The organism is Symmachiella dynata (genome assembly GCF_007747995.1).
GTDB classification, from domain to species: domain Bacteria; phylum Planctomycetota; class Planctomycetia; order Planctomycetales; family Planctomycetaceae; genus Symmachiella; species Symmachiella dynata.
In genome coordinates, this window is the sequence record NZ_CP036276.1 from 7,247,381 (window position 1) to 7,264,372 (window position 16,992).

At 54.1% G+C, this 16,992-nt stretch carries 10 protein-coding genes; 4 read left to right on the top strand and 6 right to left on the bottom strand.

The annotated features are described in order from the left end of the window. Positions 1 to 14: 14 nt before the first annotated feature. Complete coding sequence (locus Mal52_RS27650) at positions 15 to 1,337, bottom strand: carbohydrate porin (RefSeq protein WP_197534512.1); 1,323 nt, start codon at positions 1,335 to 1,337, stop codon at positions 15 to 17. Between the two features lie 188 nt (positions 1,338 to 1,525). Next, positions 1,526 to 2,977 (bottom strand): HTTM domain-containing protein, encoded by a 1,452-nt coding sequence (locus tag Mal52_RS27655; RefSeq protein ID WP_145380088.1) that lies wholly within the window; start codon positions 2,975 to 2,977, stop codon positions 1,526 to 1,528. 401 nt (positions 2,978 to 3,378) lie between these two features. Here Mal52_RS27655 and Mal52_RS27660 point away from each other — a divergent pair, with 401 nt between their 5' ends. Continuing rightward, a complete protein-coding gene (locus tag Mal52_RS27660) occupies positions 3,379 to 7,212 on the top strand; it encodes a DUF2339 domain-containing protein (RefSeq protein WP_145380090.1) in 3,834 nt (1,277 codons plus the stop codon). Positions 7,213 to 7,422: 210 nt separating this feature from the next. After that, positions 7,423 to 8,571, top strand: a complete 1,149-nt coding sequence (locus Mal52_RS27665; RefSeq protein WP_145380092.1) for an SGNH/GDSL hydrolase family protein — start codon at positions 7,423 to 7,425, stop codon at positions 8,569 to 8,571. Between the two features lie 858 nt (positions 8,572 to 9,429). On the opposite strand, the gene Mal52_RS27670 is transcribed toward Mal52_RS27665, so the two are convergent. Beyond that, a complete protein-coding gene (locus Mal52_RS27670) occupies positions 9,430 to 10,260 on the bottom strand; it encodes an ankyrin repeat domain-containing protein (protein ID WP_197534513.1) in 831 nt (276 codons plus the stop codon). Between the two features lie 100 nt (positions 10,261 to 10,360). Then, entirely contained in the window at positions 10,361 to 11,017 is a 657-nt protein-coding gene (locus Mal52_RS27675; protein ID WP_145380093.1) for a hypothetical protein, read from the bottom strand. 338 nt (positions 11,018 to 11,355) lie between these two features. On the opposite strand from Mal52_RS27675, the gene Mal52_RS27680 reads away from it, so the two are divergent. Both Mal52_RS27680 and Mal52_RS27685 read left to right on the top strand, forming a co-directional pair. Then, complete coding sequence (locus Mal52_RS27680; RefSeq protein ID WP_197534514.1) at positions 11,356 to 13,569, top strand: DUF1549 and DUF1553 domain-containing protein; 2,214 nt, start codon at positions 11,356 to 11,358, stop codon at positions 13,567 to 13,569. Positions 13,570 to 13,585: 16 nt separating this feature from the next. Continuing rightward, on the top strand, positions 13,586 to 15,013 hold the full coding sequence (locus Mal52_RS27685; RefSeq protein ID WP_145380097.1) for a DUF1501 domain-containing protein: 1,428 nt from the start codon (positions 13,586 to 13,588) through the stop codon (positions 15,011 to 15,013). An 18-nt stretch (positions 15,014 to 15,031) separates the two neighbouring features. Here Mal52_RS27685 and Mal52_RS27690 read toward each other — a convergent pair whose 3' ends face one another. Together Mal52_RS27690 and Mal52_RS27695 are read right to left on the bottom strand one after the other, a co-directional pair. Beyond that, complete coding sequence (locus Mal52_RS27690) at positions 15,032 to 15,877, bottom strand: dienelactone hydrolase family protein (protein WP_145380099.1); 846 nt, start codon at positions 15,875 to 15,877, stop codon at positions 15,032 to 15,034. Between the two features lie 359 nt (positions 15,878 to 16,236). After that, positions 16,237 to 16,956, bottom strand: a complete 720-nt coding sequence (locus tag Mal52_RS27695) for a hypothetical protein (protein WP_145380100.1) — start codon at positions 16,954 to 16,956, stop codon at positions 16,237 to 16,239. Positions 16,957 to 16,992: the final 36 nt, after the last annotated feature.

Below are 16,992 nucleotides of genomic sequence, written 5' to 3' on the forward strand. Positions count from 1 at the left end.
GCGACAGCCGACGGCTACAGCAGCAATTGTGCCCGCAGGCCAAACACGACGGCTGTGTCGTTGAACTGCACCGACGGTTCCACGACTTGCAAGTCGGCGGTCAGATGAAACCAGGGCGTGATGGTGGCGTTGTAATAGATTTCGCCCCCCTGCAAATTGTCGACGTCGAACTGCCGTTGCAACGACTTGAATTGTCCGCTGAGGCCGCTGTAGAAATATCCGACGCCCAGCGTATCGTTATCACGACCGCGAATCATACCTTGAGCTTGCAAGGCCACGTTGCCGGTCCACCGATACGGACTGGTCTCTTCGTCAGCCAATCCCCACTGGCTCAATAGGCCGACATTGCGTTTCGGATTACACGGATCGACCATCAACTTTTGTTCCGCCACATAGAACAACGACCACGAACCGCTTTGTTGTCCGGCAGTAATCCCCTGCCCCGGAATGAAGGCCCAATCCAAACGATCCAACGAGGAAAAGTCCCCACTAGCCCATGTTCCGCCGAACAGGTGCGAGCCGGGCAACTCGTTGAATTCTGTAAAAAACCGCCATAAGCCGAGGACGACCGCACCGTTGTCGAACAATTCGTCGAAGCCACTGGTTGTGGTCGAGTTATTCGAGTCATAGGCAACCAACGCTCCTTGAATTTGCTTCTCCTTCATCCGCAAGACCCCACCCCCAAGCGTCGACAGCGGAAACGTGCGGGCCATTGTTAGTGGGAGAATCATCGAGGCATTCATAAAGCCCGTCACGCCGCGGCCGGTTTGAGGGTAGAGCATGTTCCACAGATCGAGTGCATTGAATTTCCCAAAAGAGAGCGCCCATTCTTCACTGAGCGCTTGCTGGAAGAGCAGTCCGGTAATCGCCGTTTCGTTATTGAGCGAGGGATACAGCAAGTTACCATTCACCGGGGCCAATGGTGCCGCGTCCATGATTACGTCCTCGCCGTAGCGCGTCTCGGCATGCAAAATGGCCATGAACCCTTCATTGAGGCCCAGCTTGCCCCCTTCAAAGATCACAAATTGATCCAGCTTGCCGCCGTTGTTAAACGTCTGCTGATTTCCGCCGCTGGTGACTCCCTGATAGAAGTTCGTCAACGAGGCGTTATACACAATGCCGCTCTCAGCCAACCCAGAACGCAACCCACCCAAATCCCCGAGCATGAACGGCGAGGACAACCAGTCGGTGCAGGGATCCGTATTGCTATCGCACATCCAGCTGGGTTGTGCCGTATCGCAGGCCGGAGCGCAATACTCCTGAGCACGTGCAGTGCCGCAGAACGAGATCGCCAGGCAAACAACACTGAATCCGAAGAGTTTTGCGGAGAGTTTCAAGATCGTGACTCCAATCCATCGGGGCCCGGGCGGAACAAAAGAAGACCGGCTTCTCATTGATCGTGCCTCTCCGTGCAAAACATCACGGAAATCAGCAGCATCAGAAAATGCGTTGCGACCCGCAAAGATTAACAATTGGTCAAGAACGAGAAACTTCACGCTGTACGGTCAACGTGAAGGCACTCAACTCAATTGGTGACAGTCACTTCGGGAAGCTCGATTCCCAACTCCGCCGGCCATTGATCTGTGGGCACATCCCACGGCTCTGCGCGGAGCGGTTCTGTCAGCGGGACAATCCAGGGCTGGTGCCCCCATGTACGATCGACCGTTAGCAAATCAAGCTCCGGATCAATCATCAACTGAGGCTTACGCCCGTTGAGAGACACAAGGACAACCGCACGGATCTCTACCTGCTCGATTCCCGCCTGGCGTGCCATCTCAGCAAAGAGCCGGGCAGTCGCCACAATCTGATCGGGCGAGACAACCAGTTCGCGGAGTTGAAGAGCGTTCAACATCCGGTCAACGGGAATCTCGCCGGTTTCTCCTTTCGCTACGTCTGTCGCATAAAAGCGAATGAATACGTTCTTGTTACGAAGCATCATCCGCCATGCAAACTGATGCCCCTCTTCCGTCCAACTGGGATCCCCTGGATAGACCCAATGCCGCAGGGGAAAAACCAACTGACACACCACAAACAGGGCCACCACACCCAACACCGCCCGTTGCCCGAGAGTTGTAGCGGCGGTTGGAACACTGTCCGTGGCCGGCAAAGGCCGGCGAAGAAGTTTTCGTGGCCAATCCGCTGAAAAATAGATGGTCGTCAGCAGTATCATCATCCAAGGGAAAACATCGATGTCGAACAGCATCGCGTTCATCAAGTGAAAGAGAGTGGCAGCGATGTAGGCAAACCAACGCGTTTTCTTCCACAGCAATAACGGCACAATCGACAGGTCGAATATCAAGCCCGCATAGCTTAAGGCCCACGCCATCCATCGCTGCGTGAGATACGGACCAATAACCGGGAGATCGCTTTTATAGCTAATCCAAAACCCGACCGGCATCGCTTGTAGCCAGTCGCCGTTCAGCTTGGCGATTCCGCCATAGACATACGGCAGTGCCACCATAAACATCAATACCCACCGGCACCAGTTGGGAATGAATTGGCTTGCCCGCTCAGGCACGACGGTCGCATCGACCGAGAAAGAACGGTGAGCGGGAATCAGAATCAGCAAAAACGCAAGCAAACTCATCATATAGTAGTGGTTCTGAAACAGACCCGCCTCTGCCAGAAACGTGTAGGTGTATGTCACAAAGAGCACGATTGCGCTGAGCCGATAGAACCATCCCAAGCCGACCCCGATCGCCGCCAGTCCCATCAGATAGAACACCTGCTGCATCCGTTCGCCGCTCATCGGCCGGACCCACTCAAAACCAAAATAGCTCAAGTGGTGCGGAGAGTCGGTAAAGTAGAAGGTCACCCAGTCCCGGCTCAGAAACAGCCCGACGTGCCACAGCATGACGCCGGCAAAAGCAATCCGGAAGAAGACCACGCTCCCAATGTCACAAGGCTCCCACAACCGACGCCACCAGGGAGTCGAGGGGTGTGCATCCTTCATCGCTGGTTCATCGGGCTGGTTCATCAGGAGTCGTAACCTTCAATCGAGACAAACCGGTTGTATTCGAACCCAGCAACGCGACCCTCCAAAGATATGCCGCCACGCGTCCTGGACGGAATCTGCGGGCTCGGCAGAGAAGTCGATGCATTCGCCATTCTTACCCGCGACCAGTGCGTTCGATAATACCCGCAGACGACGTGCCCGTCAAAGACTTAGACGTCGTTGCCCCTTGCGTCTACCCGTTGGCGGAGTAAGGCGAGACGACCAGCGGATGCGGTGCTAGCAGAAAGATCGTTCGCTCGCGTTATATCCCGTGACCCAACAACGTCTATTCTCTAGATGCTTGTTGTTTCCGTTTCTGAACTATGCGAAGCTCGCGATTGAAGTGTGGATATCGACGGGATTACTGATAGGGGAATGTCGGGATGGACGGAGTATTTATCCTTTTCGCGATTGGGATCGGGGCCTGGATTCTCCTGGGACCGATCGTCGTCTTCCTTCTATTTCAGCGCGTCCGTCACATGGAGGACCGCATCTATCGGCTCGAACGATCCAAAAACAGCAGCGCAACGGAAAAGACTCACATCGAGACCACCGAACCGGCAAAGCCTTCCGCACCGATCCACTCCGCAGATATTTGGCTGAATGATGTTAACCAGCCCCCGCAACCGCGTTCGCGTTCCGTGCCGAAGAAAACGCCCACAGCTGCGACGGCGTCACCATCAGCAATATCTAGTCTCGCGGACAAAACAGAAACAAAGGTTTCCTTCGAAGAACTCTTAGCGGGCAAATGGCTGACGTGGATCGGGGCCGTAGCTGTGATTCTCGGCGTTGGTTTCTTCTTCAAATACACAATCGACACGGGCTTGATCGGCGAAACCGGGCGGGTTGTGTTAGGGGTGTTGGGCGGAATGCTCTGCTTTGCCGGTGGAGCGTTTGCCATGCTTCGCAATTACCGCTGGCTCTCGCAATCGCTGGTCGGTGCAGCGCTAGGCATTCTGTATTTCTCGCTGTTCGCCGGTTATCGCTGGTACGAGTTGATGCCGCAAGAGCTTGCGTTCGGTGGCATGATTCTCTCGACAGCGGCTGTTCTCTCGTTCGCTGGTTATTTCAAAGCTCAACCGACCGCGGTACTGGGATTGATCGGTGGATTTCTAACGCCCGTCATGCTCTCCACGGGTCAAGATGCACAATGGTCACTTTTCTCCTACATCTTTCTATTGGATGCAGGCGTGTTGGGACTTGCGACGTTTCGCAAGTGGCAACCGACGCAAGTGCTGGCGTTTGTCGCCACACTCTTCATGTGGTTAGGTTGGATTGAACAACACTATGCCCCAGAAAAGATGTCGGCAACTTTGATTCTGATGACAGCCTTCTTTGTGCTCTTTGCCCTACTGGGCGTGTGGCACAACATCATCCGGCGTGAACAAGCCAAGGCAGCCGATTTCTTTCTGATCCTGGCCACACCCGTCGCTTATTTCAGTGGTCTCTACGCAGTGACATTGAAAGAATTCTCCGCATTGCACGGGGTACTGGCAATTGCGATGGCTGCGGTTTATTTGGCGTTGGGGTTAGTAGCGCTTTCCCGCCACCCCGCAGGCCGTCGCGTCATCATTGCCATGGGTGGAATTGCTGCTTCGTTCTTGACGCTGGCAATTCCACTGCAATTTACAGGGCACTGGGTCGTGATCGCGTGGGCAGCCGAGAGTTTGCTGTTGGTAGAACTGGGGCTGCGTTTCAACGAAGTCAGACTTCGTCAGGCGGGCTTTGGACTTTTGATCTTCGTGCAAATGTTGCTCGCTTATTATTCCGCTGGAACATTTTTGGAACCAAATCAATTCCAAACGCGGTTCACTAGAATCGATCCGATTGCTCTTGAAACAATGCCCGGAAGTGCGATGCAGCCGACCATCAATGCCACCCCGGACGATCCGTCCTGGACAAGCATATTCAATGGTCGTTCTCTGAGTTTTTTGGCATCGATTCTCGTGTTGGCAGTCCTGGGATGGGAATATCGTTCACGTTTCGCTGCCACATCCGATCAACTTTCGACAAGGGAAACAAATATTTCGGATCCCACCCGCGCAGGGCCAAGTTCATGGCTGGGGATCTGGTTGCCCGCCTGTGTGCCGCTTGCTGCTTGGGCGATGCTCATTGTCGAATCGTTCGCCTTCGGCCATGCCCGGCATTGGCGGTTTCCCAATTATACAGGCATGTTTTTGATCTGGACGTCGTTGATTGCGGTTTCCGTGGCGTTGATGTCTCGGTGGTTAAACACGCGTGAGTTGCGAATCGTGACAGCGGGTCTCTTTACGATCTTGGGGGCTCTGCTGGCCATCACATTCGTCGGCACGCTTGCGGGCTGGCAATCGGACTGGCGAAGCCTAGAGACCGTTGCCAATGGCGGACTGTGGAATCTGTTCCTCGTCAATCCTCGTGGCTTGGGATTCCTCTTCGCGATTGCTGCCGCATGTTTTGTGGCGTTCTTGTTTCGACGCGACGATTCGGAGCAACCGACGGACACGGAATGGGAACGGCAGTTTTATGACCTCCCGCTGAAGACAATACTGGGCCTATTCGCCAATATCACTGCCTTGATGATGCTGACCGCTGAAGTTTATGCCCAGGGTGTCGTCCGCGACTGGGGAACGACCAGTTCCCTGTTGATCACCATCGTCTGGACCTGCTATGCCATCGGAACCCTGATTGCGGGCATCTATTTTCGGTCAAGTTCGATCCGCGTTCTTTCGTTATCGCTGTTTCTACTCACGACGTCAAAAGTCTTCTTTTATGATATTTGGCACCTCAACACAGCGATCCGTTTTATTGCGTTCGGCGGACTGGGGGTCTCGTTGTTCTTGGTTTCCTTCCTCTATCGCCGCTATCGCGAACGTATCCGTGCATGGATTGCCCCGGTCCTGATTGCGATTTTGGTGCCGCTCGCCGCATTGGCGAATTCGACGACCGCCTATGCTGCTGATTCGGCGGAAAACGTTTTGGAAACCCTCACCCATCGCTATCCAATTGATACAGATGAGACCACGACTGACGCCTACGGCGAGATGGTCTTGCCCCCAGGCTTATACGGCATCGCCCGACGTGACCTGGGTGACCTGGGTGACCTGCGAATACTCTCTGTCGATGTCGACACGGAGGCTTGGGAGGAAATCCCGTATGTCTTGAGTCGGCAAACCGATGAAATACGCACGGTGACACCTAAAGCGGAAATGTTAAACCTCTCCGAAGTGGGGGGAACCACCCAGTTTCTGCTTGCGTTAGGAGAGACGCGCGAACCGGTCAACGAGATTGACATTGGCATTCAAAGTACCGATCGCAATTATGAACGGTCGGTCAAAATATTTGCCGCAAATCAGCGCGATCCCCAAGTCTGGAACCTGCTCACTGACAAAGGTTATCTCCTCGACGTCTCGCGTTCTGGACATCGTTTTCAGGTGCATCGCGTCCATTTCCCGAAAAGCCGGTTCGCGTTTTACAAAGTGGAGATTCACAATGGCGATTTACCTCCATTAAAAATCACCGGCGTAACGATTCTCGACCACATTCACGTACAGGCCCCCCGTGTCGAATCGCCGGCTCGAATCGTTTCAAACGCCACCTCTCCTGAAACGAAGCAAACAACTGTTGTTTTCGATTTCGGATACGATCGTCTGCCAAGTGTTGGGATAAAACTCGACATCAATTTCGTCGGTAATTACTATCGCACGGTACAGCTTGACGCTACAGACAGTTTGGAGGAACCCGTTCGCTGGCGGACTGTTCGATCGGGACAACTGTATCGGATTCAGCGTTTGGGCGTGAACGTGGTGGAAGATCATTTGGAATATCAGCAGATCACTGGCCGATATCTCCGGCTAACCATCAACGATGGCGACGATCGCCCACTGAAAATTGCGGGTTGTACGGCAGAATCTTTGCAACAAACCGTCGTGGTGGAGAATCGGCACTTGAACGTCGCCGGTCGTGAAATCGCCCTGTATGTCGGCAGCGAAAGCTTGCAGCCTCCTCGTTATGACCTGGCCAAGACGATCGGCTCCACGCGCCAACTGGCCGCAAGCAAAATCAATTTTCGTCCTGTCGAAAAGAATCCATTCTTTACCGGGCCGATCCAACCCAAGCTTCCCTGGAGTGAGGAACATCAAGGATTGCTTTGGACGGTCACGATTTGCGGCGTTGTGGTACTCGGGACGCTCACCGCATTTCTACTCAAAAATGCCGCCCGCAACCCGGAGCCGGATTGACCATTGTCTGCTTCCCGTTCCTCACCAGCGAACCCAACGTCGCCCGGCCTGCCAGCTGATGCGACAGTGTCGCATTGCGGTGTGGAGTCACCACCAGTAGCATGACTTTGCCAACGTCAAAGGCCGTGTCGCGAAACCGATGGCCGGTCACTTGTTTTTAGAAACCACAGCTCTGTTCCGAACAGAACATCCATACGCAGAGAGTACGTCATGCCTGCTCAATCGAGATTGACATTGAAATTCACACTGTGGTTGTTCGCAATCGCGATTCTTAGTGCGGAGCCTTGCCGAGCTGAGGAAGTGGGTGGTCCGCTGCGTCTCACTTTGCCGGCGGACTGTTATGCGGTTCCCGGTGTCGAATTCAGCATTTACTACGATAATATTGTGCTCACGGAGACACCTGAGGATTATGATTTCCAAGTAACGTGTGATATCGGAGAATCCGCAGCAAAGCGTTGGCGGATCACTCCACAAGAAGCTGATGTGGGCGATCATCCGTTGACGGTCTCCGTTTCTGATGCCGACGGAAAATCCCTCGGCACGGCCAAGACGGTGCTACATGTGACGAAATCTGATGCGGGAGAAAATCGTCCGCTCCGTTTGCTGATCGTCGGCGACAGTCTGACGCACGCCACGCATTACCCCAACACAATCGCTGAGCATCTCACAAGCGCGGGAAACCCGCAGTGGACTATGCTGGGAACGCACCGGCCTTCCGCAGCCAAGACCGGTGTCGCGCATGAAGGTTACGGCGGCTGGACCTGGCAACGCTTCGCCGCTCACCATGAACCCAACCCCGATGGCACCTATCGCAAGCGAAGCAGTCCCTTTGTCTATCTGAACAAATCGGGAAAACCGCAGTTGGACCCGCAACAATATTTCGAGAAGGAATGCGACGGCAAGCCCGCTGATGTGATTGTGTTCCTACTGGGAATCAACGATTGCTTCCGACTCAATCCCAACGACCCGGAGAGCTTGGACGATGGGATCAATGCCGTCCTTGAGCAGGCAGAGATCCTCCTAGCCGCATTTCACAAAGCAGCCCCGCAGGCCAAGCTAGGCATCTGCCTCACCCCGCCGCCCAACACGCGGGAGTCCAGTTTTGAGGCCAACTACAAAGGCAAGTATCCGCGCTGGGGCTGGAAGCGCATCCAACACAGACTGGTCCAACTTGAAATCGCGCAGTTCAAAGGACGGGAGCAGGAACAGATCTTCATCATCCCAACAGAACTCAACCTCGATCCCGTCGACGGATATCCAACCAACAACGGCGTCCACCCCAACCCAGCGGGCTACGGTCAAATCGGAGCAGAGATTTTTGCGTGGTTGAAAGCGGAATTGGCGGCAGACGGTCGGTAGGGACGGGTTTTGATGCTGCGGCATGCCGCCAGAAATTTTCGGAGGCCACCCGTGAAGCGACGAGCGTTCGGCTGAGCTATACAAACTTGTTCACACTGTATCGCCGTCTAGCCCCCACATACTCTTAAGCCTTTGAACCCTTTGCTCGTGTCGCTCATGCGGAGGGACACTTGCAAGGATATCGTCATCGGAAACGGGCTGCACCAGACGAGTGAAAGCCCCTGATCGCCATTCCACCCAATCGTCGTGTACCAGAGGTTCGCACAATTCCAATACGGACGCAGAAGTGTCGGCAACGACCTGTGATGCTGTCTCCCATACCTCAAGACACCCTTGAGGGTCCAGTCCCTGGACACTGAACAAGACCGCAGCAATATCTGTTTTCAAGGCGGTAAGCAGCTTCAGCCGAGTCTGTCGACTTGCCCCGATTTGTGAGACCGAATACCTACCGTAGATTCCGTTCTCAGCCAGTACAGCTTCCGCAACAGGCTGTGATACTCGACAATTTCTAGCATACCACTCGACTGCCGACTTCGGTGAATGAAACGGAAAGGCCATCTCCATTCTTGAATCTGCGTCGCTACGCACACCTGTAGCATAAGTTTGATGGTACGTTCGGTCAGGGAATCGCAAGGCTACGTATTCACTCTGGACAAGTTCAATCGGCGGAAATACCGCTTTCTCACCACCCGAAAATACTATGCGTTCCTTCATTCTTGACCTACTCCCTTTGACGACGTCCTTCACTGCTGCAAAACGTTCATGCCTATTCACAAACAACTCCCACGGCTGAGTCCTGAAAGAATCTTTCGCGGCCAACCGTGCGGATTATTGAGTTTCTTTGAAGCAGGAATCCAACTACACGGACCCGAGGAGATAAACTGCTGGCCGCCTTCCGCCAGAACCATCCCAGTTGACGTTAAACCCATTTCTTCGAAATGTGTCAACAATCAACTGGCCAACCCGTTCCATGTCTTTCGGTTGTCCTTTGGGAGCACCCCAAAAAGCGAGCTGTAGCTGGCTGGTTTGCTTGGCGCGATCTAGGTCTTGACGTGTATAAAAACGGCATCCATGCAGACCGGCTTTTTCGCCGCCGCGATCGTGAAATACTTCGGCGCAATCGGAGAAGCCATCTTCTTGAGTGTATCCTGCGTCCTGAAGTGTAACCAAACCCGCTTCTGAGAGTTGATCAAATATCGAGTCGATGTGACGCTTGGCCTCGTTCCATTGCTTGGCTGTCATTTTAATTGGCTCGGGTTCAGGCGGCGGTGGCTCGGGCACAGGTTCGCCCGTAACTCGCGAAAGGAGTTCTTGCGCTTCAAGTGTCATTGCGTTGGTAACAATGTGATTCCCGTTTCCATCGCGAGTATTTGGATTTGCGCCTGCATCAAGCAGTAGCTGAATTGGTTCAGTCGATGGAGAAAACTCTGCTGCGAGATAGAGCGGCGTGCGGCCCCCACCTCCTATCGACTCCAATGGGCTACCAGCATCGATAAGAAGTCGCATCACGGCAAGGATTTTGCTTAGATCACCAGTGTTCGTTCCCATTGCTGCGCAATGCAGGGCCGTGAATCCGTATTCATTCCTGGCGGCTGGCTTGGCCCCCGCTTCGAGGCAAGCGCGTGTCATCTCCAAGTCACCACCCTGAGCGGCATCGAAGATTTTTTTGCGGTTTATTTTCGATTTCATTGTGGATTCAAAAACAGAACGCTTGAAGACCACCGGGCGACAGCCAGTGCAGTTTGAACCTAGAGCCTCGCACAATCCAACGCTGCAGTACACGCATTGGCTATTTGCTGAGGTCTCGTTGAAGGGCGTCTGGAATAGCCGACCCGTTTTCCGACATACCAATGATAATGTAACGCTGGCTTGCAGTCTCCAGAATCTGTGGCAGAGCGAAACGCATCATGCCCGATATGGGTACGCGCGTTTCCGCTCCATCGGCGGCGATTGCCACAAGCTCGTGCTTGGGTTCACGGCTGCCCGGGACTTGATCGATGTAGAGATAAGCTGTTTTTGTAAAATCAATACTGTGGCGAATCGGTTTAGCCTTGGTGCCGACCTCACGAGTAACGCGCGTGGGTGTGAGAGTGACGTTATGGTTGCTACTGACTATGTCGAATGTATTGAATGCCATCCATGCGGTTATCGCGACAAGTGCAACGGAAAAGAAGCGATAAATCCCAGGTTGAAGTGCGAAGACAAACGCACCGATTCCCGTAAGTACAGGAAAGATGATGAAGGGCAGTTTGGATGACAAATTCTCGGTATAAACAGTCGAGTCCCCTTTGGTGGCAACGTTTACAGGGGGTGTTCCAGAAAACTGCAGGGCGATAATCATGACGAAGGCGGCAACGACGATGATCCGCGCCAGGTGAACCTGTATCGGGTGAACGGGGATGGGGTTCCCGTAATCGTCAACTGTTGCTGTTGTCGTTTCTTCCACGCCGGTCAAGGCTCCAGCAACTCACTGATGTTAGAGGGAGTTTCAATCCAGTACTGGCAGACGGCAAAGTTGCAGCCTATCGCCCGGGTCGCCCCATTTTAGACGGATGTTTCCGCATTGTCACGTTTTTCCTGCGTGATACGACCCCAGTGATGCAAACAGCGAGATGCCATTTCTTGCCACAAATCGGCCACGATCAAACAGAACGCGGTCGCCCTTCATTCAGTGATTCACACAGCCTGTTTCGCTCGAATCATCGACAATCAACTTGAAAAGGGTGTGGACATGGTTAAGCTAGAATGGGGCTCTTTTTTTCGTAGGCTGAGGAAATGCGCGTTTTGAGTATTCGATTGACGATCCTGGGCATTTTATTAGCGTGTGCCCCTGCTTGCGCGGTTGCGGGCGAGATTAGCTACCTCAACGACGTGATGGCTGTTTTTTCCAAAGCGGGGTGTAATCAGGGCGTTTGCCATGGCAATAAATTTGGCAAAGGGGGCTTTCGACTTTCACTGCGTGGACAAGACCCGCGCTTTGATTATCTGTCTCTGTCGCGCAATCTATCCGGGCGTCGCGTGAACGTGCAGAATCCCGCCGAGAGCCTGTTGTTGCTCAAACCGACTATGGAGGTCGCCCACGAAGGGGGGCGGCGGTTTGATGTCGATTCGGTTGAGTACAAAATTCTCCTGCAATGGCTCGAAGCCAACATGCCATTCGACTCCGATCAAGCAGAGCGCTTGACGGGACTCACGGTCACCCCGCAAGAGAAAATTGTTGTCGGTGATATAGACAAGATTCAACTGACGGTGCTGGCGCAATTCTCCAACGGCACCTCGCGCGATGTCACACGGCTGGCGGTTTATGAACCGGTCAATCAAAACGTAACCGTAAGCATCGGCGGTCTCGTGCAGCGCGAAGATTTTGGCGAAACCTGGGTCAATGTTCGCTACTTGGACCAACAATTCGCCGTGCGACTTGCATTCATTTCGCAGCAAAACGGCGACAATTGGAAGGCCACGAATCCGCACAACTATGTGGACGAACATGTCTTCGCAAAATTGAAACAATTGCGACTGAACCCTACTCCTCTTTGCAGCGATGAAGTCTTTCTGCGGCGCTCGTATTTGGACCTGTTGGGTCTGCTGCCGACGCCCGTTGAAGCTCAGCGTTTCATTTCTGATCACCGGCCGGATAAGCGAGCGCGGCTGATTGAGGAATTATTGGACCGAACCGAATTCGCCGATTTCTGGGCACTCAAATGGTCCGACCTGTTGCGAAACGAAGAGAAGACACTCGACCGCAAAGGGGTGGAGAATTTCCACGCTTGGATTCGCCGCGCATTTGCACAGAACATGCCGCTGGACCAGTTCGTCCGAGAATTGATTGTCGCCCGGGGATCGACCTATGAGAATCCTCCGGCAAATTTTTATCGCGGATTGCGTGATCCGATCACCCGCGCCGAATCGTCCGCCCAATTGTTTCTGGGCATCCGACTGCAATGCGCTAAATGCCACAATCATCCTTTTGATCGTTGGACGCAAGACGACTACTACGGCTGGGCGAATTTGTTTGCGCAGGTGAATTACAAAACAGTCGACAACACACGCAAGGACAAGCTCGACAAGAATGAGTTTATCGGTGAGCAGATCGTCTACATGACTTCCAAAGGTCATGTGAAGCATGCGGTCACAGGGCAGCCGGCTGCATCAAGGTTTTTAGGAGCCTCGGACCGATCCATCGATGAGCAAGACGACCGACTGCTCCAGCTGTCCGCTTGGATCGTCTCTCCTGAGAATCGACTATTTGCCCGCGCGCAGGTCAATCGCATTTGGTACCAATTGATCGGTCGCGGGATCGTCGAACCGATCGACGATTTTCGGGTTACCAATCCTCCTTCGAACCCGAAGTTACTCGACGCTTTAACCGACGACTTCATCGCCAGCGGCTTCGACGTCAAGCACATGATTCGCACGATTATGAATTCGCACGTCTACCAAGCAGCATTGCCGACTGCGCCCGGCACAGCGATGGAGTTGGAGAACTTCGCGCGACCCGTTGTCCGCAGACTGACTGCCGAGCAAATCCTCGATGCCATTTCGCAGGTGGCCGGCAAACCGGTTGCATTCAATGGCTTTCCCGTGGGAATGCGAGCGTCGCAATTGCCCGGAGTCCGCGCGATTCGGCCGCGGGACAAACAACTCAGCCTAGGGGATCAATTCCTCCTGACCTTCGGAAAGCCGCAACGAATGCAAACCTGCGAGTGCGAACGCTCCAACGAAACGACGTTGAGTCAAACACTCCAAATGGTCAGCGGCCCGTTAATGAATCAATTGTTGGCCGCGGATGAAAACCGAGTGGATGAGCTACTGCAATCCAAACGGTCACACGAAGAGGTCATCAACGACATCTTCTGGTCGACGTTGACACGGTCCCCCACAGCAGAGGAAATGGCCACCGTCCTGTCCAATGTTCAACAGGGCGATTTGACTCGCGAGACATTGGAGGACTTGTTGTGGGCGCTGCTGAACTCGAATGAATTTCTTTTGCGGCACTAAGTGAAGCACCGAGATCATGAATAGGCCACAGTACAATCAAAGCCAGTTGGATTCCGCCGTCCGTCATTTTCAGGATGAGCAGTTTCTACGCCGGGATCTGCTGAAAATCGGCGGCGCTGGATTTTTGGGGCTCACGCTCCCGAAGTTGCTTTCCGCATCCGAACCGAAACAGCCCAGCGCAAAACCACCAGGTCGCGCTAAATCTGTGATTTTTCTGTTTCAGTTCGGTGGGCCGAGTCATGTTGACATGTTCGACATGAAGCCCGATGCGCCGGATGGAATTCGTAGCAAATTCGCACCGATTCAGACCTCCGTCCCTGGATTGGTCACCTGCGAACACCTGCCCGAAACCGCTAAGGTGATGGACCGCGTCGCACTCGTCCGGTCGGTGCATCACAAAATGAAGAACCACAACTCAGCCGGTTACCACGCTTTAACAGGCGTTGCCCCTCCGCTCGACGATCAGCGCCTACGGGAATTGCCCGACCTTTATCCGGCCTATGGTTCGATTGTCGATCAAGTCGCCCCGGCCAGTTCGGAATTGCCGACGTTTGTTTCCTACCCTTACGTGATTGCCGACGGCTCGACCACGCCCGGCCAACGTGCCAGTTTTCTCGGCAAGAAATTCGATCCGCTGCTCATCACCGAAGACCCCAACGATCCCCACTTTAAACTCCCCGAACTGAGCCTGCCTGCGAATCTTTCGCAGGACCGACTCTCGAACCGACGTCACATGCAACGTCTGTTGAATCGACAGTCCCAACTGTGGGAGTCCTCCACACAAGCCCGCGGCCTGGACGACTACTATGAAAAAGTCCTGACCATGCTGGCCTCATCGCGTGTCCAACAAGCCTTCGACCTGACACAGGAATCGGAAAAAGTCCGCAACAATTATGGCCGCACCACCTACGGCCAAGGCTGCCTGTTGTCGCGACGATTAGTCGAAGCAGGTGTGAAGTTCGTCAACGTTTATTTTTCCAAGGGCATTGGAGGACAAAGTACCACCAGCGGAGGCTGGGACACGCATGGCTTTAACAACACGCGGATGTACAAGATCCTGCCGGAATTTCATCTCCCGATCACCGAACAAACTTTGCCGACGTTACTTCTCGATCTGGAAACGCGCGGTTTATTAGATGAGACGTTAGTGGTCTGGATGGGTGAATTTGGACGCTCGCCGAGAATCAACAAAAACATCAGCCGCGATCACTGGCCGTTTTGTTACACCGTCCTGATGGCCGGCGGAGGAATTCGCGGCGGGGCAATTCACGGAGCCTCCGACAAACAAGGCGCCTATCCCGATCGCGATCCCGTCACGCTAGGCGACATCGCTGCGACAATGTACGCCTTGCTGGGCATCGACCCGGAAACACAGATCTACGACCGGCTCGATCGCCCCTTGCCAATTGCTCAGGGCAAACCGATCCAGTCCATCATGGCCTAGTGCGGACCGACGATTAGGCTACACCAGCGATTGCTTAAACAACGCGAGCATGCGTGCCCAAGCTTTCTCTGCTTGTTTCTGGTTGTACACCTTGGTGTCGGGCGGACACCAACCATGTGCGGCGGGGTACACCTCGATCTCGGCGGTGAGTCCTGCGTCGGCAAAAGCTTTTTTGAGCACCTCTTTCGCTTCGGGATCGCGTTCGTCGTCGTTTTCGGCGACCGCATTGAGGAACTGTGCCTTCATTTTGGGGATCAGCAGATGCGGGCTGTCCGGTTTATCGGTGACCAAGCCGCCGCCATGAAACGTCGCCCCTGCTCCGACACGGTCCGGCACAGCTGCCGCCGTCCGCATCACGATGGGGCCTCCCATGCAGTATCCGGTGGTACCGATCTTTTTGCTCTTGTCGACCTGCGGTTGCGCGTCGAGCCAAGCAATAAACGCCTTGGAGTCTGTGGTTTGCGTCTTTGCATTCAACGACCGCGCCAGCGGGATTACATCTGGAATCGGCGTGTTCGCCCCTTTGGGAGCGGTCGGCGCCTTTTGGGTGCGATAAAACGGATTGACGACCAATACGCTGTACCCCGATTCGGCAAGCCGATTGCCCATCTGACGAAACGCCGGGCGCAATCCGAAGATGTCCGGCCAGATAAGCACCGCTGGGTGCTTACCGGTTTTGGGAGCCACAAAGTAGGCATCGCATTTGCCGTCGGGAGTTTCAATCACGACGTCGCGTCCACTCACCTCTGCCGCATTCGCCGTACGCGGCAGCATGGCAGCACCGACTGCCGCAGCCGCCATCGCACCAAAGTCCCGACGAGAATATTTCTTAAGATCGTCTTCAAAATGATCTTGATCACACATAAGGAGTCTCCAAATCAAAGGGGGCAGTACAGCTAAATTCTATCCGGTCATAACGAAAATCATCGGATAAAAACAAGCCTACCAGCCCCGATTCTCATCTCCCCAATCTGCGACGCGTTGCTAGCTGCACGCCCTAAAAAGGGGGCCACAGGCGGCTTGTCCCCAGTGCAAAACGTGTGACCGGCAAAACACTGCTGGGCAAGTTAGGAGTGAATACCAACTCTTGGATGTATTCGTTTTTTCAACGGGCTGCTAGCGACCGTTCCTCTTCAACACGTGCGGATCGTGGATCCGACTCGAAGACTCCGGCGTGGTTTGGTCGGTTGGACCGCAACAGTGACGGCGCTATTGATTAAGAATCACGCGGCACAACTGGTCGATGCGTTTTTCAATCTTGCACGAAACAGGATCAAACAGAACGCTCCAAGTCCTGCCAAGATCAGGCCTTGCGGTTCAGGAACGACAGTAATCGGTTGTTCAACGGTGACCGAACCCGAAACCAACTGAGCGTCAACCGGTTGCCCAAGCAATGAGAGCACGGGACTCCCCGGCGGCGTGCCGACCGCAAGAACCGTGCTTTCCCCTGGCGCGAGTGCAACAAAGTCGTAACTCAATACCGAAAATGTTTCACCGGGCAGGATCGTAAAGGGGAACGGGGAGAACAGCCCCACTGCACCAGCTCCCGATGCGAAACCAATCGGAGGAACAGCAAATTGCGCTGTCAATGGAGCACCGGTCGCAGCAAACTGCGGAAACGGTAAGCCAAACAGATCGATCGTTCCAGGATTGACTCCGGCCAATGCTCCGCCCAAATATCCAGTGGGACCGGCACCGAGAACGGCTCCTGCATCATTATAGGCGAGGTCGAACAAGATCGTATCGAAAATTGTGGGTGACAGGGGCAAGCCGTTATCGCTGATCACAACATCTACGGTGAAGATGTCGCCGAGCAGCACTGTCGTCGAGCTTTGAATCCCCGGCGTCAGTGGATCCATATCGACAGAAAGGACAGCTCCCGCATTTGTCACTGCCGGCGAAACAAAAAACGCCAGGATGGCAATCGGTAAAAAATTACGCATGAACACGAGCTTTCTAAACAATATCTTGGTTGGACG

What these genes read in the sequence shown, in the direction of transcription:
- Mal52_RS27655 (WP_145380088.1), bottom strand. Translation starts at nt 2,977, where the DNA reads ATGAACCAGCCCGATGAACCAGCGATGAAGGATGCACACCCCTCGACT.
- Mal52_RS27660 (WP_145380090.1), top strand. Translation starts at nt 3,379, where the DNA reads ATGGACGGAGTATTTATCCTTTTCGCGATTGGGATCGGGGCCTGGATT.
- Mal52_RS27665 (WP_145380092.1), top strand. Translation starts at nt 7,423, where the DNA reads ATGCCTGCTCAATCGAGATTGACATTGAAATTCACACTGTGGTTGTTC.
- Mal52_RS27670 (WP_197534513.1), bottom strand. Translation starts at nt 10,260, where the DNA reads ATGAAATCGAAAATAAACCGCAAAAAAATCTTCGATGCCGCTCAGGGT.
- Mal52_RS27685 (WP_145380097.1), top strand. Translation starts at nt 13,586, where the DNA reads ATGAATAGGCCACAGTACAATCAAAGCCAGTTGGATTCCGCCGTCCGT.
- Mal52_RS27690 (WP_145380099.1), bottom strand. Translation starts at nt 15,877, where the DNA reads ATGTGTGATCAAGATCATTTTGAAGACGATCTTAAGAAATATTCTCGT.
- Mal52_RS27695 (WP_145380100.1), bottom strand. Translation starts at nt 16,956, where the DNA reads ATGCGTAATTTTTTACCGATTGCCATCCTGGCGTTTTTTGTTTCGCCG.